This window comes from Streptomyces sp. NBC_00510 (assembly GCA_036013505.1).
Taxonomy (GTDB): Bacteria; Actinomycetota; Actinomycetes; order Streptomycetales; family Streptomycetaceae; genus Actinacidiphila.
Map to the genome: position 1 here is coordinate 1725408 of CP107851.1, position 23243 is coordinate 1748650.

25 protein-coding genes are annotated in these 23243 nt (G+C 73.6%); 18 read left to right on the forward strand and 7 right to left on the reverse strand.

What is annotated here, in order from left to right:
• Positions 1-19 precede the first annotated feature (19 nt).
• The 3 genes from OG937_07695 to OG937_07705 are packed head-to-tail and all read left to right on the forward strand — an operon-like array spanning position 20 to position 2552.
• On the forward strand, positions 20-931 hold the full coding sequence (locus OG937_07695; protein ID WUD71582.1) for an ABC transporter substrate-binding protein: 912 nt from the start codon (positions 20-22) through the stop codon (positions 929-931).
• On the forward strand, positions 928-1803 hold the full coding sequence (locus tag OG937_07700) for an amino acid ABC transporter permease (protein WUD71583.1): 876 nt from the start codon (positions 928-930) through the stop codon (positions 1801-1803). Before OG937_07695 ends, OG937_07700 begins: the two co-directional genes overlap by 4 nt.
• Positions 1800-2552: an amino acid ABC transporter ATP-binding protein gene (locus tag OG937_07705; protein ID WUD71584.1), complete on the forward strand. Its 753-nt coding sequence runs from the start codon at positions 1800-1802 to the stop codon at positions 2550-2552. Before OG937_07700 ends, OG937_07705 begins: the two co-directional genes overlap by 4 nt.
• Positions 2553-2560: 8 nt before the next feature.
• Here the strand turns inward: OG937_07705 and OG937_07710 are convergent, their stop codons facing one another.
• Positions 2561-3106, reverse strand: a complete 546-nt coding sequence (locus OG937_07710) for a GNAT family N-acetyltransferase (protein WUD71585.1) — start codon at positions 3104-3106, stop codon at positions 2561-2563.
• Between the two features lie 401 nt (positions 3107-3507).
• Entirely contained in the window at positions 3508-3984 is a 477-nt protein-coding gene (locus OG937_07715; GenBank protein ID WUD71586.1) for a hypothetical protein, read from the reverse strand.
• Between the two features lie 73 nt (positions 3985-4057).
• On the opposite strand from OG937_07715, the gene OG937_07720 reads away from it, so the two are divergent.
• On the forward strand, positions 4058-4444 hold the full coding sequence (locus OG937_07720) for a VOC family protein (GenBank protein WUD71587.1): 387 nt from the start codon (positions 4058-4060) through the stop codon (positions 4442-4444).
• 10 nt (positions 4445-4454) lie between these two features.
• On the opposite strand, the gene OG937_07725 is transcribed toward OG937_07720, so the two are convergent.
• Complete coding sequence (locus OG937_07725; protein ID WUD71588.1) at positions 4455-5618, reverse strand: CoA transferase; 1164 nt, start codon at positions 5616-5618, stop codon at positions 4455-4457.
• The gene (locus tag OG937_07730) at positions 5615-7087 is read right to left on the reverse strand and encodes a PLP-dependent aminotransferase family protein (GenBank protein ID WUD71589.1); all 1473 of its coding nucleotides are present in this window, start codon (positions 7085-7087) and stop codon (positions 5615-5617) included. Before OG937_07730 ends, OG937_07725 begins: the two co-directional genes overlap by 4 nt.
• On the opposite strand from OG937_07730, the gene OG937_07735 reads away from it, so the two are divergent.
• The 7 genes from OG937_07735 (at position 7086) to OG937_07765 (ending at position 12689) form a co-directional block, all read left to right on the forward strand.
• The gene (locus OG937_07735; protein WUD71590.1) at positions 7086-7991 is read left to right on the forward strand and encodes a DMT family transporter; all 906 of its coding nucleotides are present in this window, start codon (positions 7086-7088) and stop codon (positions 7989-7991) included. The genes OG937_07730 and OG937_07735 overlap by 2 nt on opposite strands.
• A 102-nt stretch (positions 7992-8093) precedes the next feature.
• Positions 8094-8693 carry a DUF5134 domain-containing protein gene (locus OG937_07740; protein WUD71591.1) on the forward strand — a complete coding sequence of 200 codons (600 nt, stop codon included), beginning with the start codon at positions 8094-8096 and terminating at the stop codon, positions 8691-8693.
• A gap of 72 nt (positions 8694-8765) precedes the next feature.
• On the forward strand, positions 8766-9704 hold the full coding sequence (locus tag OG937_07745) for a M56 family metallopeptidase (GenBank protein WUD71592.1): 939 nt from the start codon (positions 8766-8768) through the stop codon (positions 9702-9704).
• 10 nt (positions 9705-9714) lie between these two features.
• Complete coding sequence (locus OG937_07750; GenBank protein ID WUD71593.1) at positions 9715-10425, forward strand: phosphatase PAP2 family protein; 711 nt, start codon at positions 9715-9717, stop codon at positions 10423-10425.
• A 163-nt stretch (positions 10426-10588) separates the two neighbouring features.
• Positions 10589-11122, forward strand: a complete 534-nt coding sequence (locus OG937_07755; protein ID WUD71594.1) for an SMI1/KNR4 family protein — start codon at positions 10589-10591, stop codon at positions 11120-11122.
• Positions 11123-11187: 65 nt separating this feature from the next.
• Complete coding sequence (locus OG937_07760) at positions 11188-11883, forward strand: HAD-IA family hydrolase (protein ID WUD71595.1); 696 nt, start codon at positions 11188-11190, stop codon at positions 11881-11883.
• Between the two features lie 167 nt (positions 11884-12050).
• A complete protein-coding gene (locus OG937_07765) occupies positions 12051-12689 on the forward strand; it encodes a TetR/AcrR family transcriptional regulator (GenBank protein ID WUD71596.1) in 639 nt (212 codons plus the stop codon).
• Here the strand turns inward: OG937_07765 and OG937_07770 are convergent.
• Positions 12680-14044, reverse strand: a complete 1365-nt coding sequence (locus OG937_07770) for a hypothetical protein (GenBank protein ID WUD78665.1) — start codon at positions 14042-14044, stop codon at positions 12680-12682. The two genes, OG937_07765 and OG937_07770, sit on opposite strands and share 10 nt — an antisense overlap.
• Before the next feature lie 142 nt (positions 14045-14186).
• On the opposite strand from OG937_07770, the gene OG937_07775 reads away from it, so the two are divergent.
• The 3 genes from OG937_07775 to OG937_07785 all read left to right on the forward strand — a co-directional run bounded on the left by OG937_07775 (position 14187) and on the right by OG937_07785 (position 17858).
• Complete coding sequence (locus tag OG937_07775) at positions 14187-14834, forward strand: DUF305 domain-containing protein (GenBank protein ID WUD71597.1); 648 nt, start codon at positions 14187-14189, stop codon at positions 14832-14834.
• Positions 14835-14976: 142 nt separating this feature from the next.
• Complete coding sequence (locus tag OG937_07780; GenBank protein ID WUD71598.1) at positions 14977-16323, forward strand: FAD-dependent oxidoreductase; 1347 nt, start codon at positions 14977-14979, stop codon at positions 16321-16323.
• 122 nt (positions 16324-16445) lie between these two features.
• Entirely contained in the window at positions 16446-17858 is a 1413-nt protein-coding gene (locus tag OG937_07785; GenBank protein WUD71599.1) for a purine permease, read from the forward strand.
• Here the strand turns inward: OG937_07785 and OG937_07790 are convergent.
• Positions 17760-18155, reverse strand: a complete 396-nt coding sequence (locus OG937_07790; GenBank protein ID WUD71600.1) for a helix-turn-helix domain-containing protein — start codon at positions 18153-18155, stop codon at positions 17760-17762. The genes OG937_07785 and OG937_07790 overlap by 99 nt on opposite strands.
• 240 nt (positions 18156-18395) lie before the next feature.
• On the opposite strand from OG937_07790, the gene OG937_07795 reads away from it, so the two are divergent.
• From OG937_07795 to OG937_07810, 4 genes are all read left to right on the forward strand, one after another.
• On the forward strand, positions 18396-19481 hold the full coding sequence (locus tag OG937_07795; protein WUD71601.1) for an exo-alpha-sialidase: 1086 nt from the start codon (positions 18396-18398) through the stop codon (positions 19479-19481).
• Positions 19482-19512: 31 nt separating this feature from the next.
• On the forward strand, positions 19513-20190 hold the full coding sequence (locus OG937_07800) for a uracil-DNA glycosylase (protein WUD71602.1): 678 nt from the start codon (positions 19513-19515) through the stop codon (positions 20188-20190).
• Positions 20191-20215: 25 nt separating this feature from the next.
• Positions 20216-21055 carry a phospholipid scramblase-related protein gene (locus tag OG937_07805; GenBank protein ID WUD71603.1) on the forward strand — a complete coding sequence of 280 codons (840 nt, stop codon included), beginning with the start codon at positions 20216-20218 and terminating at the stop codon, positions 21053-21055.
• A gap of 126 nt (positions 21056-21181) precedes the next feature.
• A complete protein-coding gene (locus tag OG937_07810; GenBank protein WUD71604.1) occupies positions 21182-22057 on the forward strand; it encodes a hypothetical protein in 876 nt (291 codons plus the stop codon).
• A 90-nt stretch (positions 22058-22147) separates the two neighbouring features.
• On the opposite strand, the gene OG937_07815 is transcribed toward OG937_07810, so the two are convergent.
• Positions 22148-23185, reverse strand: a complete 1038-nt coding sequence (locus OG937_07815; GenBank protein WUD71605.1) for a lactonase family protein — start codon at positions 23183-23185, stop codon at positions 22148-22150.
• Positions 23186-23243 lie beyond the last annotated feature (58 nt).

Genomic DNA, 23243 nt, shown 5'->3' on the forward strand with positions numbered 1-23243 from the left:
GCGGTGCCAATGTCCCGCCATGCGTACCGCATTCGCCCTCCGGGTTCCCGCGCGCCTCACCTCCGCCGCGGCGGTCCTCGTCCTCGGCCTCACCGCGGCGGCGTGCGCCCCGCAGGAGGACTCCGCCTCCCGCGGCCCCTCGTCGCCCGCAGGCTCCGCCCCGGCCTCGGCCGGGGCGTCCTGCGCACCGGGCAAGCTGGACACCCGTACCGCGGACGTCCTCACGATCGGCACCGACAACCCCGCCTACGCCCCCTGGTTCCAGGACAACAAGCCGGCCAACGGCAAGGGGTACGAGTCCGCGGTCGCCTACGCGGTGGCGAAGCGGCTGGGCTACGGCAAGGGCGCCGTCACCTGGCGGACGGTCGCCTTCAACAACGCCTTCGCCCCCGGCGCCAAGTCCTTCGACTTCGACATCAACCAGGTCTCCGTCACCGCGGACCGCCGGAAGGCCGTGGACTTCTCCTCCGGCTACTACGACGTGCGCCAGGCCGTCGTCGCCCTGAAGGACTCCCCGGCCGCGAACGCCACGGACGTCGCCGCGCTGAAGAAGGTCAAGCTGGGCGCCCAGGTCGGCACGACGAGCCTCGACCTCATCAACGACGAGATCAAGCCGGAGCGCACCGCGGCCGTCTACCAGAAGAACGACCTCGCCGTCGCCGCCCTCAAGAACGGCCAGGTGGACGCCATCGTCGTCGACCTGCCCACCGCCTTCTACATCACCTCCGCGGAACTGGACGACGCCAAGGTCGTCGGCCAGTTCGCGACCACCGCCGGCGCACAGGAGCAGTTCGGCCTCGTCCTGGACAAGGGCAGCCCGCTCACCGCCTGCGTCACCGAGGCCGTCGACGCCCTGCGGGCGGACGGCACGCTCGCGAAGCTGGAGCAGCAGTGGCTGTCCGACGCGGTCGGCGCACCGGTGCTCAAGTGACGCTCGGCGAGGAACTGCACAAGGACGCGTACACGCCGTCGCAGCGGCGCCTTGAGCGGGAGCGCCACCGGCGGGCCCGCACGCGCCGCGCGACGGCGATCGCCGCGACGAGCACCCTGGTCACAGCGGCGGTGCTCTGTCTGGGCATCACGGGCTCCCCCGGCTGGCCACGGGTCCGGGAGACCTTCCTCAGCGGTCACTACGCGCGCCTCGCCCTGCCCAAGGTCCTCGACGGCCTGCTCCTCAACCTGCGGCTGCTGGTGATCTGCGGCGCGATCGTGCTGGTCCTCGGCCTGCTGCTGGCCGTGGTCCGGACGCTGCGCGGTCCCGTGTTCTTCCCGCTCCGGGCACTGGCGGTCGCGTACGTCGACTTCTTCCGCGGCCTGCCGCTGATCATCTGCCTGCTGGCGGTGATCTACGGAGTCCCGGCGCTGCGCCTGCAGGGGGTGCCCACGAACCCAGTCGTGCTGGGCGGCGCGGGTCTGGTGCTCACCTACTCCGCCTACGTGGCCGAGGTCTTCCGGGCGGGCATCGAGAGCGTCCACCCGAGCCAGCGCGCCGCCGCCCGCTCGCTGGGGCTGAGCGGTGCGCAGACCCTCCGGCACGTCGTCCTGCCGCAGGCCGTGCGGCGTGTCGTGCCACCGCTCCTGAACGACCTGGTGTCCTTGCAGAAGGACACCGGCCTGGTCTCCATCGCCGGGGTGATCGACGCCGTCTACGCGGCGCAGATCATCACCAGCCAGACCTTCAACTACACCCCCTACGTCGTGGCCGGGCTGGCCTTCGTGGCCCTCACCATCCCCATGACCCGGTTCACCGACTGGGTCACCGCGCGCATGAACCGGCGCCAGTCACAGGGAGGCACCGTATGACCGAGTCACCCGTCCTGCGGTTGGAGTCGGTCCGCAAGGGCTTCGGCGGCTCCCTCGTGCTGCGGGACGTGGATCTGGAGGTCCCGCAGCACACGGTCACCGCCCTGATCGGCGCCTCCGGCTCGGGGAAGTCCACGCTGCTGCGCTGCGCCAACCTCCTGGAGGAGGTCGACGACGGCGCGATCTTCCTGGACGGCGAGGAGATCACCCACCCACGGGCCGACCCGGACGCGGTCCGGCGGCGCATCGGCGTGGTCTTCCAGGCGTACAACCTCTTCCCGCACATGACGGTGCTGGACAACATCACCCTGGCACCGCGCCGCGTGCACGGCGCCCCCCGCCGCGACGCCGAGGCGCGGGCCCACGAGCTGCTCGGCCGCCTCGGTCTCGACGGCAAGGCGCGTGAGTACCCGGACCGGCTCAGCGGCGGGCAGCAGCAGCGGGTGGCGATCGTCCGGGCGCTGGCGGTCAGGCCCCGGCTGCTGCTGCTCGACGAGATCACCGCGGCGCTCGACCCCGAACTGGTCGGCGAGGTGCTGGGCGTCGTCCGGGACCTCAAAGAGGACGGCATGACCATGCTCATCGCCACCCACGAGATGGGCTTCGCCCGCGAGGTCGCCGACCAGGTCTGCTTCCTCGACGGCGGCGTGGTGCTCGAACGCGGCGCGCCCGCCGACGTCTTCGGCGCGCCCGCGCACGAGCGCACCCGGCGTTTCCTGTCGCGGATCGTCGAGGCCGGGCGGCTCTGAGGCGGCCGTCAGCCGAGCTGCTTGACCAGCAGCTCGAAGGCGAGGTCGTCGCGCGTGGGCAGCCCGAACCGCGCGTCGCCGTACGGGAAGGGGCTGGTACGGCCGGTCCGCGCGTAGCCGCGGCGCACGTACCAGGCGATCAGGTCCTCGCGCTGCGTGATCACCGTCATGTGCATCTCGTCCGCCGCCCACTCCTCGCGGGCCCGCCGCTCCGCCTCGGCGAGAACCACCTTGCCCAGACCGCCGCCCTGCAGGGCCGGGCGCACGGCGAACATCCCGAAGTAGGCGTGCCCGTCGCGGTTCTCGAGCTGGCAGCAGGCCACGACGACGCCGTCCGCCTCGACCGCGAGGATGAGGCTGCGCTCGCCGTCGATGACGGCCGCCACGCCCTCGGGATCGGTGCGCTGGCCCTCGAGCAGGTCCGCCTCCGTCGTCCACCCGGTGCGGCTCGCCTCGCCGCGGTACGCCGACTCGATCAGCGCGACGAGGGCGGGGACGTCCTCACGGGTGGCGGTACGGAAGACGGGGCGGGCAACGGGCTGCGCGGTCTCCATGGCGGGGGTGTCCTCTCTGCGGCGGCGACTCGTCCCGAGGCTAGCCGGTCGTGCCGGGAGGGCGGCACGAAACCCCTGGCCCGTACGTGCCGCACGAACTCCTCGGGCGGCGCGCATCCGCGCCGGCGCACCCACTGCTCCCAGACCAGGTCCCACGTCCAGGTGCCGTCGGTGGCCCGCCCGAGGCGGACGTTCTCCTGCGGCCCTTCGGAGAGCGGATCCGGAGCGGGGCTCACGGCCATGACGAGGATCCGGCCCCCCGCGAGGTAGTCGGCGAGCGGCTCGCGCAGTTCCCCGGGCAGGCTCCCCGGGACGAGAAGCACCTGACGGCCCCTGCCGCGGCCGACGCGGACGGGAGCGGCGGTGCGGACGGGGTGGCCGTGGGCGGCCGGGTTGGCGGGCTACCGGCGTCCGGGCGCGGTGGGCACGAAGCGCTCCTCGCCCGTGGGCGGTTCCCCGGCCTCCAAGGTGACGGCGAACCCGCCCTCCCTCAGACGGGCGGCCAGCAGCGCCGTCTCCGGCTCCGTTCCCCGCTCGCCCGCCACGGCGAGCGCGCGCAACCGGCCGCGGACCTCGGAGAGCGGCACGCCGAACACCTCCCGCACCGTCTTGAGCGCACGCGCGCCCGCGGCGCCGGGGAGCGGCTCGGCGCGCAGCACCACCTCGCCGTGTGCGGCGACCAGGGCGGCGCTGACGTACGCGGGGACCTCGTCGCGGCCGCACTCCACCTCGGCGGACCCGCACGCCTCGCAGGCGCCCTCCACGCTCCAGTGCGCCACGCCGTCGATGACGACCACGCCGGCGTGGTAGCCGGCCTCGGCGCCGCAGCGGGTGCACGTCCTGAAGAGCGGGGCGATCGCGCCGGGGCCGTGGTCCATGCGGGGCAGCCTCGCGGAAGCGGGGGCGCCGTGTCAGCCGGTTTTCCCGGCGGCGCGTGGGTAGCTTCGGGCCGTGACGAACGTACTGAGCAGCAGGATCCTGCTCCGGCCGACCGATCTCGACAGGTCCCGCGCCTTCTACCGCGACGACCTGGGACTGGCGGTCTACCGCGAGTTCGGGCCGTGGGAGGAGCGCGGCACCGTGTTCTTCCTGGGCGGGGGCTTCCTTGAGGTCTCGGGGCACGCCGACGGGCCGCCCGCCCCCGGGCTCCAGCTGTGGCTCCAGGTCGAGGACGTGGCGCAGTGCCACCGCCGCTTCGCCGGGCGCGGGGTCCGGATCGTGCGGGAGCCCGTGAAGGAGCCCTGGGGGCTGATCGAGATGTGGATCGAAGATCCGGACGCCGTACGGATCTGCGTGGTGGAGGTCCCCGCGGACCACCCTCTGCGTTACCGGGCGTAGGGCTCCGCGGTCACGAGTCGAGCCAGGCCGTGATGTCGTCGGTGTGCTCGCCCAGGCGGGGTGGGCGGCGGTCGTAGCGGGGCGGGGTGCGGGAGAGGCCGATCGGGTTCGCCGTGACGTCCAGGGCGGGTCCGTCGCCGTGGAGCGTGGCGCGCGGGGCGAGCCCGAGCCGTTCGGCGAGGCCGAAGGCCTGGGCCAGGTCGTTGACCGGGCCGCAGGGCACCCCCAGCGGCGTCAGGCGGTCGAACCACTCGGCCGCGGTGCGCCCGCGCAGCGACCGGCCGAGCCGCTCGGCGAGTTCGCCGGCGTGGGCGACGCGGTCGGCGTTGGAGGCGTAACGGGGGTCGCGGGCGAGCTCCGGTGCGTCCAGGCCCTCGCACAGCGCCGCGAACTGCCGGTCGTTGCCGACGGCGACGACCAGGGGGCGGTCCGCGGCACGGAAGACCTCGTACGGCGCGATGGAGGGGTGGCGGTTGCCCAGGATGCCCGGCACGACCCCCGCGAGGGTGAAGCCGCCCGCCTGGTTGACCAGGCTGGACAGTAGGCAGGAGAGCAGGTTGACCTCGACGTGCTGTCCCTCGCCGGTCGCGTCCCGGTGGCGCAGTGCGGCCAGCACGCCGATCGCCGCGTGCAGGCCGGTGAGCACGTCGACGAGGGCCACCCCGGCCTTGACCGGCTCCCCGGGGCCGGGCCCGGTGACGCTCATGAGGCCGCCGACCGCCTGGACCAGCAGGTCGTAACCGGGCAGGGCCGCGCCTTCGCCGGTGCCGAAGCCGGTGACGGAGCAGTAGACGACACCGGGGTTGAGGGACCGGGCCGCGTCGTAGCCGAGGCCGTACTTGTCCATGGTGCCGGGGCGGAAGTTCTCGAACAGGACGTCGGCGCGGCGCACCAGTTCCGCGGCCCGGCGGCGGTCCGCGGCGTCGCGCAGGTCGAGCGCGACCGACCGCTTGTTGCGGTTGACGGACAGGAAGTAGGTTGACTCCCCGTGCGCGTGGGGCGGCCCCCAGGCCCGGGTGTCGTCCCCGGTGTCCGGGTGCTCGACCTTGATGACGTCGGCGCCGAGGTCGGCCAGCAGCATCGTGGCGTAGGGCGCGGCCAGGACGCGCCCGAAGTCGGCGATCAGCACGCCGGACAGGGGTGCCGCCGGTGCGGGGACGTCCGTGCCGGTCATCGGGCCACCCCGTCCGTGCCCGCCCCGTCCACGCCGGTCTCGGCGCAGGCCGCGGCGAACCGGCGGACGCCCTCGGCGATCTCCTCGGTGCCGCTGGTGTCGGCGAAGCTGAGGCGGACGTACGGGGCCGGGGCCTCGGCGGCGAAGTAGGGGCGGCCGGGAGCGACGGCGGTGCCGGCGCGCAGCGAGGCGGCGGCGAGGGCGGACTCGTCCGTGCCGTCCGGGAGCCGCAGCCAGAGCTGGTAGCCGCCGACCGGGACGCGGACACGGGACACCAGGCCCGGCAGTTCGCGGTGGAGGGCGGCGAGCATGGCGTCACGGCGGTCGCGCAGGCCCGCGGAGACGGCGCGCAGATGGCGGGGCCAGGCGGGGGCGCCGACGAGTTCGAGGGTGGCCTCCTGCAGGGGGCGCGGTACGAAGAAGCTGTCGACGATCTGGATGGCGCGCAGCCGCTCCATGACCGGGCCGCGGGCGACGAGGGCGCCGACGCGCAGGCTGGGCGAGGTGGGCTTGGTCAGCGAGGTGACGTGGACGACGGTGCCGTAGGGGTCGTCCACGACCAGGGGCGGCGGCGGTTCGGCGCCGTGGCCGAGGCGCCGGGCGAAGTCGTCCTCGACGAGGAAGGCCCCGGCGGCGTGGGCGATCTCGGTGATCCGCCGGCGGCGGTCGGCGGCGAGGACGGCGCCGGTGGGGTTCTGGAAGAGCGGCTGGCAGAAGAAGACCCGGGCGCCGGTGGCGGCGAAGGCGTCGGCGAGCAGGTCCGGGCGCACGCCGTCGTCGTCCATGGGGACGGGGACGGGACGCAGCCCGGCCGCGCGGGCGACGGCCATGGCGCCCGGGTACGTCGGCGACTCGACCAGCACCGGCGAGCCGGGCGGGGCGAGCGCGCGCAGCGCGGTGGTGAGCGCGGCCTGGCCGCCCGCGGTGACCAGGACGTTGGCGGGGCCGAGGGTGCCGCCGGGGCCGCCGACCTCGCGTGCGAACCAGGCCCGTAGCGCGGTCAGTCCCTCCAGCGGTGGCATCTCCCAGGCGCCGGGGCGGCGGGCGGCGCGGGCGAGCGCGGCCCCGAGCGCCTGCTCGGGCTGGAGCGAGGGGTGCAGATAGCCGCCGTTGAAGGCGATCACCCCGGGCGGCGGGACGGCGAGGCTGGTGGTCACGCCGGAGGCGTCGACGACCCTGGGCGTGGATTCGCCGTGCTCCTCGACGGTGAGGGCGACCTGCTGCCAGGAGGTGTCGACCGGACGCGGGCCGTCGGCGACGCGCCGGGCACGGTAGGCGCCCGCGCCGGGGCGGGTGACGACCAGGCCCTCGGCGGCGAGCGCGGCCAGGGCCCGGGAGACCGTGACCGGGCTGACGCCGAAGCGCTCGACGAGGACACGGCTCGACGGCAGCTTCTCACCGGGCGAGTAGCGGTGGAGCTCATCTCTCAGGGTGTCCGCAACATTTCCCGAACTGCTACCGTTGGTCATGACAGTACACAATAGCGCTACCGCCGTCCCGTCGATAGCGGTCGGGAGCCGTACAGGTGGCACCGCCCTCGCCGGGCTGGGCGTCGCCGCCTTCTCGCTGACCTTTCCCGCGACACACTGGGCGCTCACAGGGCTCGGCCCCTGGTCCGCCACCACCGTCCGGGGTGTGCTGGCCGCGGCCGTGGCGGGGGCCTGTCTGGCCGCCACGCGGGCTCCGCTGCCCGACCGCCGCCACTGGGCGGCGCTCGCGGTCGTGGCGCTCGGTGTCGTCCTCGGGTTCCCCCTGCTGACCACCCTGGCGCTGCGCACCACCGACACCTCGCACGCCGCCGTCGTCGTGGGCGCGCTGCCCCTGGTCACCGCCGTGCTGGCCGCCGTACGCGTCGGGACACGCCCGTCGGTGCCGTTCTGGTCGGCCGCGGTCGCGGGCGGGGCCGTCGTGGTGTGCTTCGCCCTGTGGCAGGGCGGCGGCGCCCTGACCACGGGTGACCTCTTCCTCTTCGCGTCGCTGCTGGTCTGCGCGGCCGGTTACGTCGAGGGCGGACGGCTGGCCTCGGTCATGCCGGGCTGGCAGGTCATCGGGTGGGCGCTGGTCGGAGCGCTGCCCCTGACGGTGCCGGCGGCGGGGGTGGCGCTCGCGCTCGAGCCGGTCCACCTCGGCGGCCGGGCGGTGGCCGGGCTGCTCTGGGTCTCGGTGGTGTCCCAGTTCCTCGGGCTGATGGTCTGGTACCGGGGCATGGCCGCCATCGGCGTCGCGCGCGCCAGCCAGTTGCAGCTGGCCCAGCCGTTGCTGACGCTGGTCTGGGCGGCCGCGCTGCTCGGCGAGGACCTGGGCGCACTGACCGCACCCGCGGCGCTGGCGGTCCTCGTCTGCGTGGCGGTCACCCAGCGGGCCCGCAGCTGAGGCCGCGGGCGGCCCGGCCGCGCTCCCCCGGTACGCCCGTGCGCTGGAGTGTGCGCCGCCGGGTCCGGGCATCCTCCGGGCAGGAGCCGAAGGAGGCCGCTCATGCACGGACCGCCGCTGGTGGCCTGGCTGCTCGTGGTGCTGGGCGCCGCCACGGGGGCGTACTGCCTGTTCCGCACCCGGCTCGGCTGCCCCGGCACCGGGCCCGACCAGCGTCGGGTGGCGCGTGCGGAGGCGCTGATGGGCATGGGCATGGCCGTGATGGCGGTGCCGGTGTCCGTCCTCGATCCGCCGCAGTGGGTCGCCGCGGCCTTCGGTCTGGTCTTCGGCGCGGCGGCGGTGCGCGCGCTGCTGCTGGCCCGGCACGACGCGCACCATCTGCACCATGCCGTCGGCGCGGGGGCGATGGTCTATATGGCGGTGGCCATGGCCGGGGCGGGCGCCGCGGGTGCCGCCGGCGGCGCGGCCCACGCCGGTCACGCGCCCGCGGGCACGCCCGCGACGACCGGGCTGCTGCTGGCGTACTTCGCGATATACGTCCTGGCGGCGGGCGTCCGACTGCTCTCGGTGCCCGTCACCGTCACGGCGGCCGGTGCGGCTCCGGCGGGAGGAGTCGTGCCGGTGGCGCACGCGCCCGAACTGGCCTCGGCGTGCCGCGTGTCCATGGCGATAGGGATGTTCGCCATGCTCCTGACGCTCTGACGGCAGTGAGGCGCGTCACTTTCCCCTCGAAGAACGTACCCGTGTGCGGTGACGCCCTCATAGTGTGGCGGCATGACCGTCCCGCTCGCGCTGCTCCTGCTCGGTGCGGTGGCGGCCGCCATGGCCCCACGCCTGCTCACCCGCGCCACCTGGCCCGAGCGGGAACCGGTGCTGGCCCTGTGGGTGTGGCAGTGCGTGATCGGCGCGGTCCTGCTGTGCCTGTTCCTGGCCATGGCCCTCAGCGCCTCCGCCACGTGGACCTGGCTGCGCGAGGGACTGTTCGCCTTCGCGCCCCATGACGTCGTCGACGCGTACGAGCTGCCCGGTTACGGGCCGTGGGCGGGTTATCTGGCGGTCCTGCTGGCCTGCGGCGGCATCTGGACGGCGGCCATGCTCGTCCGGGAGATCCGCAGGGCCGGCGCCCGGCAGCGGGCGCGCCGCGCCGAACTGCGGGCCCGCTCGCCGCGGCTGCCCGGTGAGGCGGCCGCCTCCGACGAGCGGCTGGTCGTCCTGGAGAGCGACCGCCCGGACGCCTGGTGGCTGACCGGCCCGCGGCCGCAACTGGTGATCACCACGGCTGCCCTGCGTCGCCTGAAGGGACGTCAGCTCGACTCCGTCCTCGCCCACGAGCAGGGCCACGCGCGGGCCCGGCACGACGTCCTCCTGCACAGCGCCGGCGCGCTGGCCTCGGGCTTCCCGCAGGTGCCGGTCTTCGCCGCGTTCCGTGACCAGGTGCACCGGCTCGTCGAACTCGCCGCCGACGACATTGCCTCACGCCGCTTCGGGCGGCTCACCACCGCCCTGGCCCTGGTCGAACTCAACGAGGACCGCGGCGTTTTCGGCCCCTGCCCGGCACCGGACGCGCAGGTCCCGGTCCGCGTCAACAGGCTGCTGGACCCCGCGCCGCGGCTCACCCGCCTCGGCCGCGCCCGCGCGTCCGCGTGCGCGCTGCTGATCCCGGTGGTGCCGTTGCTCGTGGCCTTCGGCCCCGGAATCGGGGCGCTCACGTAGCCTCGGCTGCATGCACGCCCCTCCCGCACCGTCCGACGTCCGGGACCCCGACCGTGCCCTGCGCACCGCGTGCCTGAGCCAGTGCGCGGCGGCCTGCGCCGCCTTCCTGCTGCTGCTCGGGCTCGTCGTGGCGCGCTGGGGGCCGTTGCTGGCCGCCGACCGCGGCATCACCGTGGAGCTGCACGCCGTCGCGGTGCGGCACTCCGGCTGGACCCGGCTCAACCGCGTCCTCACCGACTGGGTCTGGGATCCGCTGACGATGCGTCTGCTGCTGCTCGCGGCCGTGGTGTGGCTGCTCGTGCGGCGCGAGAACCGCCAGGCCCTGTGGCTGGTGCTGGCCGGCACCCTGGGCTGGGTGCTCCAGCAGTCCGCCAAGGCCCTCGTCGGCCGGGAACGCCCGCGCTGGCCGGACCCCGTCGACTCGGCGGCCTACGCGGCGTTCCCCTCCGGCCACGCGATGACCGCCGCGCTCGTCTGCGGCGCCCTGCTGTGGCTGCTGCTGCTCCGCCTGCCGGCCCGCTCCCCGTGGCGCGTGGCCGCCTGCGCCGTCGCCTTCGTGTCCGTCGCCGGCGTCGGCTTCACCCGCGTCTACCTCGGCGTCCACTGGCCCTCCGACGTCCTGGGCGGCTGGCTGCTCGCGGCGGCCGTCCTCACCGGTACGGCAGCGCTCTGCGAACCGTGGCGCACGGACGCCGCGGAGCAGGACCGTACGTCCTCGTGAGGCGCCCTGCGGACCGGCCCGGGTGGCGGGTGCCGCCCGGACGGACGGTGGCGACGAGGACCCCGCCGGTCGTGGCCGAAAGTTGTGCGGGTTCAGGGGAGATCGAGGCACCCGGGCGGCTGCCCTGCCGCGCTGTCGCTACCGGCTGGTATCCATGTGCGGCATGGACACCGAACACGCCTCCCCCGAGGACCTCGCCGCGCTCCGCGCGGCCTTCGACGTCGACGACGGCGGTGCGTCGGCGCTCGGCTGGGAGGCCGTCCACGCCTTCGAGGCGCGGCACGGGGTGGTACTGCCCGAGCCCTACCGGACGTTCGTCGCCGAGATCACCGACGGCTCCTTCCAGGGGCCTCCCGACTTCGGGCTCGTCGGCCTGGAGGAGTTGCCGGACGACTGGGGCGACGACCCGGCCGGACGCGACCTCGGCCGCCCCTTCCCCCTGACGTCGGCGTGGATCTGGGAGGACGACGACCGCCCCGAGGAGGAACTCGCGCCGCTGCGCGCCCAGGTGTTCGACCACGGCTCGATCGTGCTCGGCACGGACGGCTGCGGCATGTACTGGCACCTCGTCGTCACCGGTCCGCAGCGCGGCCGGGTGTGGAACATCACCGGCGAGGGCGCCTGCCCGTTCGACGCGGGGTTCGCCGGCTGGGTCGGGCACTGGGCGGCCGGGAAGCCCTGGTTCGACGCCTCCTGACCAGGGCCCGGCCGACACCGGGTTCCGGTGTTGACCGGGAAGCCGGGGCGGGGAGGATGGCGGACATGACCATCAAGGGATACATGTTCGACTTCTCCGGGACCCTGCTGCGGGCCGAGCCCGCCCGGCGCTGGCTGGGCACGGTGCTGGAGCGGCTGGGGATCACCCTCGGCAAGGCGGAGCTGGCGGCGTACGCGGAGCGCCTGGAGCGGGCCGGCGGGCTTCCGGGCGGCGCGCCGCCGGAGCGGGTGCCGGCGCGGCTGGAGCGGCTGTGGCAGGAGCGGGACCTGTCGGCGGAGCACCACCGCGCGGCGTTCACCGCGCTGGCGCGGGAGGTCGAGCTGCCGTGGGAGGAGGCCTACGGAGCCCTGTACGACCGGCACATGGAGCCTGACGCCTGGTCACCGTACCCGGACGCGATGGGGGTGCTCGGGGAGTTGCGGCGCCGGGGCGTGCCGGTGGCGGTGGTGAGCAACATCGGGTGGGACCTGCGGCCGGTGTTCCGCGCGCACGGTCTGGAAGGGCTGGTGGACGTCTTCGTCCTGAGCTTCGAGCACGGCGTCCAGAAGCCGGACCCACGGCTGTTCCGCATCGCGTGCGAGGGGCTGGGGCTGCCGCCGGAGCGCGTCGCGATGGTCGGGGACGACCGGCGTGCGGACGGCGGGGCGGCGGCGCTGGGCTGCGCGGTGCACCTGGTGGACCCCCTGCCGGTGGAGCAGCGGCCGTCGGGGTTGCTGCCCGTGCTGGACCTGACCGCGTGACGGTGGTGTGAGGGCGCCGGGCCGGGCGGTGCGGAAGTGCGGTACCCGGCGGTCCCCCGCGCCGCCGGGTACGTGCACCTCACCCCCGTGACCCGCATGAGCATGCCACTCACGCACGGTCAGCCCTGAGTATATTGGCTCCGAGCCAGTCAACGCAGGAGTAAAGCATGTCCCCTCGGCGACCGTCGGTCAATGAAGCGATGCGCCGGCGTTCACGGGAACGTCTGCTGCAGGCGACGGTCGAACTGGTGGAGGAACGCGGGTTCGAGGCCACGACGCTCGGGGACATCGCCGACCGCGCGGGTTCGGCGCGCGGTCTGGTGTCGTACTACTTCCCCGGCAAGCGGCTGCTGCTGCAGGCGGCGGCCCACCGGCTGATGCACACCGAGCTGGCCGCGGCGCTGGAGCGGGAACCCGGGCCCGCCGACGGCCGCGAGGTGCTGGCCCGGGCGATCGACGCCGTCCTGGCGCTGCCCGTGCACCATCCCGTCGTCATGCGCGCGCACATGGCCGGCATCCTCCAGGCGTCCGGGTTCAGCGAGTGCGAGGAGCGGCAGCGCCTGGCCGAGTTGCTCCTGGGCGCCGTCCGGGCGTGGGGCTCGGCGGACCCCGAGCAGGACTACCGGATGCTGCGGGCCCTGCTCATGGGCGGGGTGTTCGCGCAGTTGATCCCGGGCGCGGCGATGCCGCTGCCGCGGCTGCGGGCCGACATGTTCCAGCGCTACGGCCTGCCCTGGGAACTCGGCGTTCCGCCGGGCGACCTGCCGCCCGGCGGAACGCCGTTGCCCGGGACCGCTCAGCGGTAGTCGGGCTGGGTCTGGACGTTGAGCTCGGCGAGCCGGATGCCCCGGGCGCTGTCGGTGCGCTTGTCGGAGATCTTGAGCACGTCGAAGCCCTTGGCGATGTCGTTCGAGTAGATGTAGCCGTTGTAGTAGTAGGCGCTCCAGGAGCCGCCGAGGGTCAGGGTGTCGGTCGAGATGGGCCCGCGCTCGAAGTAGCCGATCTCCTTGGGGCGCGCGGAGTCGGTGAAGTCCCACACGGAGACGCCGCCCTGGTACCAGGCCTGGACCATGATGTCGCGGCCCTTGGCGGGGATGAGCGAGCCGTTGTGGGCGACGCAGTTCTCGGTGTCGGCCTGGTGACGCGGGATCTTGTAGTAGTTCCGGAAGACCAGCTTGGGCTTGCCGTGCTTGCGGACGATGTCGTAGATGCCGTCGGCACCGCGCTGCGGACCGATCGCGGTGTTGCACTCGGCGCCGCCGCCACCGCCCAGCTCGTCGGTGAAGACGACCTTGGTGCCGCGCTCGTTGAAGGTAGCCGAGTGCCAGAACGAGAAGTTGACGTTGTCCTGGACGCGGTCGAGGACCTTCGGGCGCTCGGGGTCGGAGATGTCCATCAGGATGCCGTCGCCCATGCAGGCACCGGCCGCGAGCCCCAGCTTCGGGAACGCGGTGATGTCGTGGCAGCCGGTGGTCTCACTGACCCGGGCCTGGGTGTCGGTGGGCGGGACGCCCGGGTTGCCGCCGTCCGGGAAGAGGACCGGGAAGGCCGTCACGGCCGATTTCTCCGGGTGGCTGCGCGGGATCTTCACCACGGAGATGCCGTCGTGCGGCGGCTGGCAGTCCGGGAAGGTGGCGCTGGGCGAGTAGGAGGACACGTAGACGAACAGGTCGCGCTTGCCCGGTACGAGGGTGTGGGTGTGGGAACCGCAGGCGGTCTCCACGGCCGCGACGTAGCGCGGGTTGGCCTTGTCGCTGATGTCGAAGACCTTGACGCCCTCCCACGAGGACTTCTCGGCCGCGGACTGGCTCGTGCTCGCGCAGGAGCTGTCCGAGCGCGAGGAGTCGGTGGACAGGACCAGCAGGTTCCCGGAGACCGAGATGTCGTTCTGGGATCCGGGGCACAGGACCTGGCTGACCATCTTGGGGCTGGTGGGACGGCTGATGTCCCAGATGACGAAGCCGTCGTAGTTGCCCGCGAAGGCGTATCTGCCCTGGAACGCCAGGTCGGTGTTGAACCCCCCGAGGGATTGCTTGGGTATGTTGACCAGGTGCTCGACGTTGGCGCTCGTCACGACCTCGTCGACACCCGGGATGCTCCCGTCGGCCGTGGCGGGGGCCGGAACCGCCAGTCCGAGCAGCGTGACGGCCGCGGCCGCCAGGGCCGCCAGTCGTCCGGGGCGAGCGAGGGCTGTACGTAAGCGCTTCACCGCGTCCTCCTTGTATCCGTTCGCGGTTGAACTTCATGCGGACCCCGGCAGTATGGCCCTTCTCATGTGCGCGTCAAAAGATGACAATGCACTGGTGTTTTCTTCGTATCGTGTTGCGACGCTGTCCGCGCTGGCCCTCACCGCCTCGTTAATACTTGCCCTGACCAGCTGCGACGGGGGTTCCGGAAGCGATTCCGCGTCCGCCGCGCCCTCGGTCATCGCGCCGGGAGCGCCGGGCGAGAAGGCCGCCACCCTCTCCCCGGAGGAGGCGGCGAAGGCCCTGCCCGACGACTCCCCGAACCCGGCGGACCTCACCTATGTGACGAACATGATCGCCCACCACCAGCAGGCGCTTGTCATGACCGCCCTCGCGGGCACCCGCGCCTCGGACGAGAAGGTCCGCGGACTCGCCGCGCGCATCGACGCCGCGCAGGGCCCGGAGATCGACACCATGGAGGCCTGGCTCAAGACCAACGGCGGCTCCCACGCCACCGCTCACGACCATGACCACGCCGCGATGCCCGGGATGGCCACCGCGGCGCAGCTGGCGGCGCTGCGCGCGGCGCGCGGCGCGGAGTTCGACCGGCAGTTCCTTCGCCTGATGACCGCCCACCACCGCGGCGCGGTGACGATGGCCACCGACGTGCTCACGCACGGCCGCAACGTCCTGGTCGCCGAGTGGGCGAACGAGGTGATCGCCCAGCAGAGCGCCGAGATCGCCCGGATGCGCGCCATGGGCTGACATCCCGGACCGCGACACGCTCCGGCGCCCTCCCCCCGGTGGTCACTCGGTGCGATGCTGGACGTGGCCGCCCGTCCCGCCCGTTCCGGGCGGCACACGGGCCGCCGAGGTGAACCCAACCCTCGCCGAAGGGGAGGCGCCCGTGCTGCGTGTGGCAGTCGTCGGATCAGGTCCCAGCGGGGTGTACACGGCCGAGGTGCTGACCCGCCAGGAGTCGGTGCCGGACGTCGCCGTCGACGTGCTCGACCGGCTTCCCTGCCCGTACGGCCTGGTCCGGTACGGGGTGGCCCCCGACCACGAGAAGATCAAGTCCCTGCAGGGCACGCTGCGGCGCGTCCTGGAGGACCCCCGGATCCGCTTCCTGGGCAATGTGGCCGTCGGCGGTCCGGGGCTCTCCCCGCAAGCGCTGCTGGAGCTGTACCACGCGGTGGTGTACTGCGTCGGCGCCGCGACCGACCGCCGCCTCGGGGTGCCCGGGGAGGACCTGCCGGGCAGTTGCGCGGCCACCCACTTCGTCTCCTGGTACAGCGCCCATCCCGACGAGGCTCCCGACGGCTTCCCGCTGCACGCCCGCTCCGCGGTCGTCATCGGGGTCGGCAACGTGGCCGTCGATGTCGCCCGCATCCTGGCCCGCGGCGCCGGGGAGCTGCGGCACACCGATGTGCCCGAGGGGGTGCTGCGGGCCCTGGCGGACAGCCACGTCACAGACGTGCACATGGTGGGGCGGCGCGGGCCCTCGCAGGCGAAATTCACCACCAAGGAGCTGCGCGAGCTCGGCGACCTGCCCGACGCGGACGTGCTCGTCCGTCCCGAGGAGCTGGCGCTCGACCCCGCCTATGCCGATCCGCAGGGGCTCGTGCCGGTCGCCCGGCGCAATGTGGAGGTGCTGCGCGGCTGGGCCTCCCGGCCCGCGGCGGGCCGGCGCCGCCGCATCCACCTGCGGTTCTTCCTGCGGCCGGTGGCGGTGCTCGGCGAGGACGGGGTGACCGGGGTGCGGTTCGAGCGGACCGTGCCGGACGGGCAGGGCGGGGTGCGCGGCACGGGCGTCCTCGAGGACATCGCCGCCGGACTGGTGCTGCGGTCGGTCGGTTACCGCGGGGTGCCCCTGGACGGGCTGCCGTTCGACGACCGGCTCGGCATCGTGCCCAACGCGGAGGGCCGGGTGCTGCGCGGCGGCGCCCCCTCCCCCGGCGAGTACGTCGCCGGCTGGATCAAGCGCGGGCCGACCGGCGTGATCGGCACCAACCGGCCCTGCGCCAAGCAGACGGCGGCGGCCCTGGTCACCGACGCACGGGAGCTGCTGGCCCGGCGCATCGCCGACGCCGATCCGCTCGATGGCCTGCGGGCACTGGGGCAGGACCCCGTGGAGTGGACCGGGTGGGAGGCCATCGAGGCCGCCGAGGCGGCGCTGGGGCGGTCACTGGACCGCGCGACCGTGAAGATCCCCGACTGGGAAGGGCTGTTGGCGGCCGCGCGCCCCACGGGGTGAGATCCGAGGGTGAGATCCGGGGGAAACACCTCCGAAATCAACAAACTGTTTACGCTCACCAGGGTCCCGGGCACCACTTCGTCGTTCCACCGCTCACCCGCGCCGCGTTCGAGGAGCTGCCCATGGCGACGCCGCCGCACCGTCCCGCCGTCCATCCCGTCGACGAGGTCCTGCCCGCCGTCCAGCTCGGGGCGTTCGGGCTCCAGCACGTGCTGGCGATGTACGCGGGCGCGGTCGCCGTGCCGCTCATCGTCGGCGGCGCGCTGAAGCTGCCGCCCGCCGACCTCGCCTACCTGATCACGGCGGACCTGCTGGTGTGCGGCATCGCCACGCTGCTGCAGTGCGTGGGCTGGTGGCGGTTCGGCGTCCGGCTGCCCATCATGCAGGGCTGCACCTTCGCGGCGGTGTCACCCATGGTGCTGATCGGCCAGGACGGCGGACTGCCCGCGATCTACGGCGCCGTCATCGCCTCGGGAGTGGCGATGGTCCTGCTGGCGCCGGTCTTCGGGCGGCTGCTGCGGTTCTTCCCGCCGCTGGTCACCGGCACCGTGATCCTGGTCATCGGGCTCAGCCTGCTGCCGGTGGCCGGCAACTGGGCGGCAGGCGGGGTGGGTTCGGCCGACTTCGGGGCGCCGCGGAACCTCGCCCTGGCGGCCGCGGTGCTCATGGCCGTCCTGCTGGTCCAGCGCTTCGCGCCCCCTGCCCTCGCGCGCGTCGCGGTCCTGGCGGGCATCGTGCTGGGCACCCTGGCGTCCGTTCCGCTGGGCTTCACCGACTTCGGCGCGGTCGGCGGCGCCGACTGGGTGGGGATCAGCACGCCGTTCCACTTCGGCACGCCCGACTTCCAGGGCGCCGCGATCGCCTCCATGCTCGTCGTGGCCCTCGTGACGATGACCGAGACGACCGGCGACATCATCGCCGTGGGCGAGCTGACCGGCCGCCACGTGGAACCACGGCGGCTCGCGGACGGGCTGCGCGCCGACGGCGTGTCGACCGTGCTCGGCGGGGTCTTCAACACCTTCCCGTACACCGCCTACGCGCAGAACGTCGGCCTCGTGGGGATGACCCGGGTGCGCAGCCGCTGGGTGGTGGCGACCGCGGGCGGCATCCTCGTGCTGCTGGGGCTGCTGCCCAAGCTGGGGGCGGTGGTCGCGGCGATCCCGGCACCCGTGCTGGGCGGCGCGGGCCTGGTGATGTTCGGGACGGTGGCGGCGAGCGGGGTGCGGACCCTGTCCACCGTCGACTTCCACGGCAACGGCAATCTGACCGTGGTGGCGGTGTCGGTCGCGGTCGGACTGCTGCCGGTCGGCGTCCCGACGGTCTACGACGCCTTCCCCGACTGGTTCCAGACGGTGATGGACAGCGGGATCAGCGCGGGGTGCATCACCGCGATCGCGCTGAACCTGCTCTTCAACCACCTGCCCGGCGGCTCCGGTTCAGGCGCGGACGACGCCGGCGGTCCCGCCGAGCCGCCCTCCCTGCCGGTCGGCGGCGGCGAGGACGGTGTCCAGAAGCCCGGGGAAGAGCGCCTCTAGGTCCGCGCGGCGCAGCGCGTTCATCTTGGAGGTGCCCCGGTAGGTCTGGCTGATCACCCCGGCCTCGCGGAGCACCCGGAAGTGGTGGGTGCAGGTGGACTTGCTGACGGGCAACTCGACCTCGGAGCACGCCGCCTCCGTTCCCCGCGCCGCCAGCGTCCGCACCACGCGCAGGCGCATGGGGTCGGCCAACGCGTGCAGGACGGCCTCCAGGCGGATGTCCGCACGGTCCGGGTGCTCGCACACCCTCCCGCCGGGGACGAGGGCGGCCGTGGTGAGGGGCTGCTGCGCGGTCATGCACCCATATTACGAGAATTCTCGTAGTTCGACCGCTGTCGTACCAGCTCTCCACGGCGGGCCGGCGATGGGGCAAATCCCCTTCGCCGCCCGGCCGTTCGCCGACGAGGGCCACCGCGCGCCGGGGCCGGCGCGGCACGCTTCGGCGGGGAGGAGGCGCGCCGCGGCCCCCGTTGTCGGTGGGGCGGTGCAGAATCTGTGATGCAGAACACATTCCCCGTAGCTCGGAGATGGTGCGTCATGGACGACGTCGTACTCGCGATCGGCACACGCAAGGGACTGTTCCTGGGACGGCGGGGCGGCGCCGGGACGTGGGAGCTGACCGGCCCGCACTTCCCCATGCAGGCGGTGTACTCGGTGGGCATCGACACGCGCCGGGCCGTGCCCCGGCTGCTGGTCGGCGCGGACAGCTCGCACTGGGGCCCGTCGGTCTTCCGCTCCGACGACCTCGGGCGCAGCTGGGAGGAGCCGGCCAGGCCCGCGGTGCGGTTCCCCAAGGACACGGACGCCTCCCTGGAGCGCGTCTGGCAGATCCAGCCCGCCGGCGCCGGCGCCCCGGACCTGGTGTGGGCCGGAACGGAGCCGGGGGCGCTCTTCCGCTCGGACGACGGCGGGGTGACCTTCGAGTTCGTGCGGAGCCTGTGGGAGCACCCGCAGCGGGAGCTGTGGGGTGCCGGGTTCGGCGGTCAGGCGGTGCACACGGTGGTCACCGATCCGCGCGACGCCGACGTGGTGGTCGCGGCCGTCTCCTCCGGCGGGGTCTACCGCTCGGCCGACGGCGGCGCGAGCTGGGAGGCGTCCAACACCGGGATCAAGGCGGAGTTCCTGCCCGACCCGTACCCGGAGTTCGGCCAGTGCGTGCACAAGATCGACCGGGACGCCGAGGACCCGGACCGGCTGTACCTGCAGAACCACGGCGGGGTCTACCGCAGCGACGACGCCGGCGCGAGCTGGACGGAGATCGGCAAGGGCCTGCCCGCGGACTTCGGCTTCGCCGTCGCCGCCCACCCCCGCCGCGGCGGAGTCGCGTACGTCTCCCCGGTCAACGACGGCGGCGACCGCTACCAGCCGGACTACCGCTGCCGGGTCTACCGCACCGAGGACGCCGGCGCCTCGTGGACGGCCCTGTCCGCCGGGCTGCCCACGCAGGAGCACTACGGCGTGGTCCTGCGCGACGGGCTGCGCACCGACGACGCGGACCCGGTCGGCGTGTACTTCGGCAACCGCAACGGCGAGGTGTACGCCAGCGCCGACGAGGGCGACACCTGGCGGCTGGTGGCCTCGCACCTGCCCGATGTGCTGTGCGTGAGGGCGGCCGTGGTCTGAGTGTCGGTGTGAGCCACTAGAGTGACTCACCGTGGCAGCACGACCGTTGAACGAAATCGTCGAAGAAGGCTGGGCCAAGGCTCTGGAGCCGGTCGCCGGGAAGATCGCCGAAATGGGCGACTTCCTGCGCGCCGAGATCGCCGCGGGCCGCACCTACCTGCCGTCGGGGGCGAACGTGCTGCGCGCGTTCCAGCAGCCCTTCGACGACGTCCGGGTGCTGATCGTGGGCCAGGACCCGTATCCCACTCCGGGGCACGCCGTCGGGCTGTCGTTCTCGGTGGCCCCGGAGGTACGGCCGCTGCCCGGCAGCCTGCTGAACATCTACCGGGAGCTGAACACCGACCTCGGTCTGCCCCAGCCCTCCAACGGCGACCTGACCCCCTGGACCCGGCAGGGCGTCCTGCTGCTCAACAGGGCGCTCACCACCACGCCGCGCAAGCCCGGAGGTCACCGCGGCAAGGGCTGGGAGGCGGTCACCGAGCAGGCCATCCGCGCGCTCGCCGCGCGCGGCAAGCCTTTGGTGTCCATCCTGTGGGGCTCCGACGCGCGCAAGCTGCGACCGTTGCTGGGGAACCTGCCGGCCGTGGAGTCCGCCCACCCCTCCCCGATGTCGGCCGACCGCGGCTTCTTCGGCTCGCGTCCGTTCAGCCGGGCCAACGACCTCTTGGTACGGCAGGGCACGAATCCGGTGGACTGGCAGCTGCCCTGACGGAGGCAGCCGTTAGTCTGCCCGGGTGACGACGCATTCGAACACCCCGGCGGGCTGGTACCCGGACCCGCACGGCACGCAGAACCTGCTGCGCTACTGGGACGGGTCCCAGTGGACGGAGCACACCCACGCGGGCGGCGCGCAGGTCCCGCCGCAGCCCAAGGACAACCCCTGGGAGCTGGGCGTCGACGGCGGTCCCGACCCGTCGCGCATCCAGCGCCAGGTGCAGCAACAGGCCGGCGTGGCCCCCACCGGCCCGGGTGGGGGCACGCTCTTCAGCGAGCCCGTCCTGGTGGTCAATCAGAAGGCCAAGCTCATCGAGCTGAGCAACGAGTACAGCGTCTTCGACCAGCAGGGGCGCCAGCTCGGCTCGGTGCTCCAGGTCGGCCAGAGCGCCGCGCGGAAGGTGCTGCGCTTCGTCGCGAGCGTCGACCAGTTCATGTCGGTGCGCCTGGAGGTGCGCGACGCCCACGGGCAGCCGCAGCTGCTGCTGACCCGGCCCGCGAAGTTCATCAAGTCCAAGGTGATCGTGCAGCGCGCCGACGGCATGACGCTCGGCGAGATCGTACAGCAGAACGCCATCGGGAAGATCAACTTCTCCTTCGAGGTCAACGGCCAGAAGATCGGCGCGATCAAGGCCGAGAACTGGCGTGCCTGGAACTTCTCCATCGTCGACCACACCGACACCGAGGTCGCCCGGATCACCAAGACGTGGGAGGGCCTGGCGAAGACGATGTTCACCACGGCCGACAACTACGTGCTACAGATCCACCGGCAGCTGCCGGACCCCCTGCTGAGCATGGTCGTCGCCTCCGCGCTCACCGTGGACACCGCCCTCAAGCAGGACTCGCGCGGACTCGGCTGATCACGGCGCGCATACGGTGCCGGGGTGCGCGGACCCGGCGCCGTATCGGGACAGAACCGGACAGGTAACCCCTGCGATGGACCCGCCCGAACAACAGAGCGCGCAAAGGCACTAGCATGCCTCGCCATGAGCACTGCCGAAGGGCCCGCACCCGGCCTGCCCGTTCGAATGCCCCGCCCCCGCCAGCCCGGGCGGCACCGGCGCCCGGAGCCGCTGACCACGCCCGAGGGCGCCCCCGCGCTGGTCCTCGCCGTGCCCGGCACCCCGTCCTCCGCGATACGCAGTCTCGCGGAGGAGATCGTCAGCATCGCCCGCATCGAGCTCTCCGGTCTCGACCCGCGCATCGGCTACGTCGACGGCGACGGCGAGGAGTACCCGACGCTCGAGTCCGTGGTGGCCCAGGCCGCCGCCGAGCGCGGTGACCAGGCCCCCGCGGCCGTCGTGGTCCCGCTGCTGGCCGGTCCCGAGCCGTCGGTGATGCGCCGGATCCGCCAGGCCGTGGCGGACAGCCGCTCCCCGGCCGAGGTGACCGACGTGCTCGGTCCTCACCCGCTGCTGGCGGAGGCGCTGCACGTGCGCCTCTCCGAGGCCGGCCTGGCCCGCGCCGACCGCGCCCGCCTGTTCACGGTGGCCACGGCCGCCGACGGCATCATCCTGGCCACCGTGGGTGGCGAGGAGGCCGTCCAGGCGGCAGGTGTGACGGGTCTGCTGCTGGCCGCACGCCTCGCGGTGCCGGTGCTGGCCGCCGCGCTGGACATCGAGGGCTCGGTCGCCCAGGTCGCCGAGCAGCTGCGCTCTTCCGGCTCGACGACCCTGGCGCTCGCGCCGTACGTGGTCGGTCCCGAGGTCGCCCCCGAGGTGCTGCACGACGCCGCCAAGGAGGCCGACTGCTCCGCGGCCGACGCGTTGGGTCCTTACCCCACCATCGGCAAGCTGGTCGTCTCCACGTACACCACGGCCCTGGGCATCGCCCAGTCGTCGCAGGGTGCTCCGCTGGGCTGAACCCGCGGGCCGTCGACGACAACGGCGTGGTGGTCCGCACCGGATCCGGGGGCGGACCACCACGCCGTTGCGCGCACGGGGAAGCCACCGTCAGCCGAAGACCACGCAGGAGGCGGCCGGGACGGCCACCGAGCCGGCCGGCTTGGGCGTGCCGGTGACCGGGTCCACGTCGAACCAGCTGACGTCGCCGGAGCGCTCGTTGGCCGCGTAGAGCCGCTTCCCTGAGGGGTCGAGGGTCAGGTGGCGCGGCCAGTCGCCGCCGCAGTCCACCGTCTCCAGCAGTTCCAGCCGGTCACCGCTGTCGTCGACGGACAGCACCGCGATGCTGTTGTGCCCTCGGTTGGCGGCCCAGGCGAACCGCCCGTCGGGCGAGACGACCAGCTCGGAGGGGTAGTTCGGGCCGGCGGCGTCCGCGGGCAGCACGGAGACCTCGGCGACGGGCTTCAGACGGCCCACCTCCGCGTCCCAGTGACAGACCGTCACCACGGACTCCAGCTCGTTCATGACGTAGGCGCGGTCGCCGCGCGGGTGGAAGGTGAGGTGCCGCGGTCCGGTGCCGGAGCGCAGGCCCATCTCGCGTTCCACCTCCAGCTCCCCGCTGTCCGCGTCGAGTTCGCAGACGCGCACGGAGTCCGTGCCGAGGTCCACGCTGAGCACCCAGCGCCCGGAGGGGTCGGGCAGCACCATGTGGGCGTGCGGGCCCTCCTGCCGCTCCGGGTCGGGGCCGTCGCCCTCGTGCTCCAGGACGTGGCGCGGCCCGCCGAGCGCGCCGCGGTCGTCGACCGGCAGCACGCTGACGGTGCCGGAGGCGTAGTTGGCGGTGAGCAGGTGTCCCCGGTGCAGGCACAGATGGGTGGGCGCGCCGCCGCCCACCGGCACCGTGGCGCCCAGCAGTTCGGGGCGGGCGGGGTCGCCCAGCGAGAACACGGCCGCGCCGCCGGCCTCGGCGTGCTCACTGACGGCGTAGAGCAGGCCGCTGTCCTCGGAGAGCACCAGGAAGGAGGGGTCCTCCACCGCGGAGTCGGCGCGCAGCACCGTCAGCGCTCCCGAATCGGGGTCGACGGCGGCGGTGGTCAGCCCTTTGCCGCCCGCCGAGGTGAACGACCCGATGTAAACGTGCCCGGCCACTGCCGTACCTCTTCCGCTGATTGTCTGTACGGCGGCTGAGAGTAACGCAGTGGCCGGA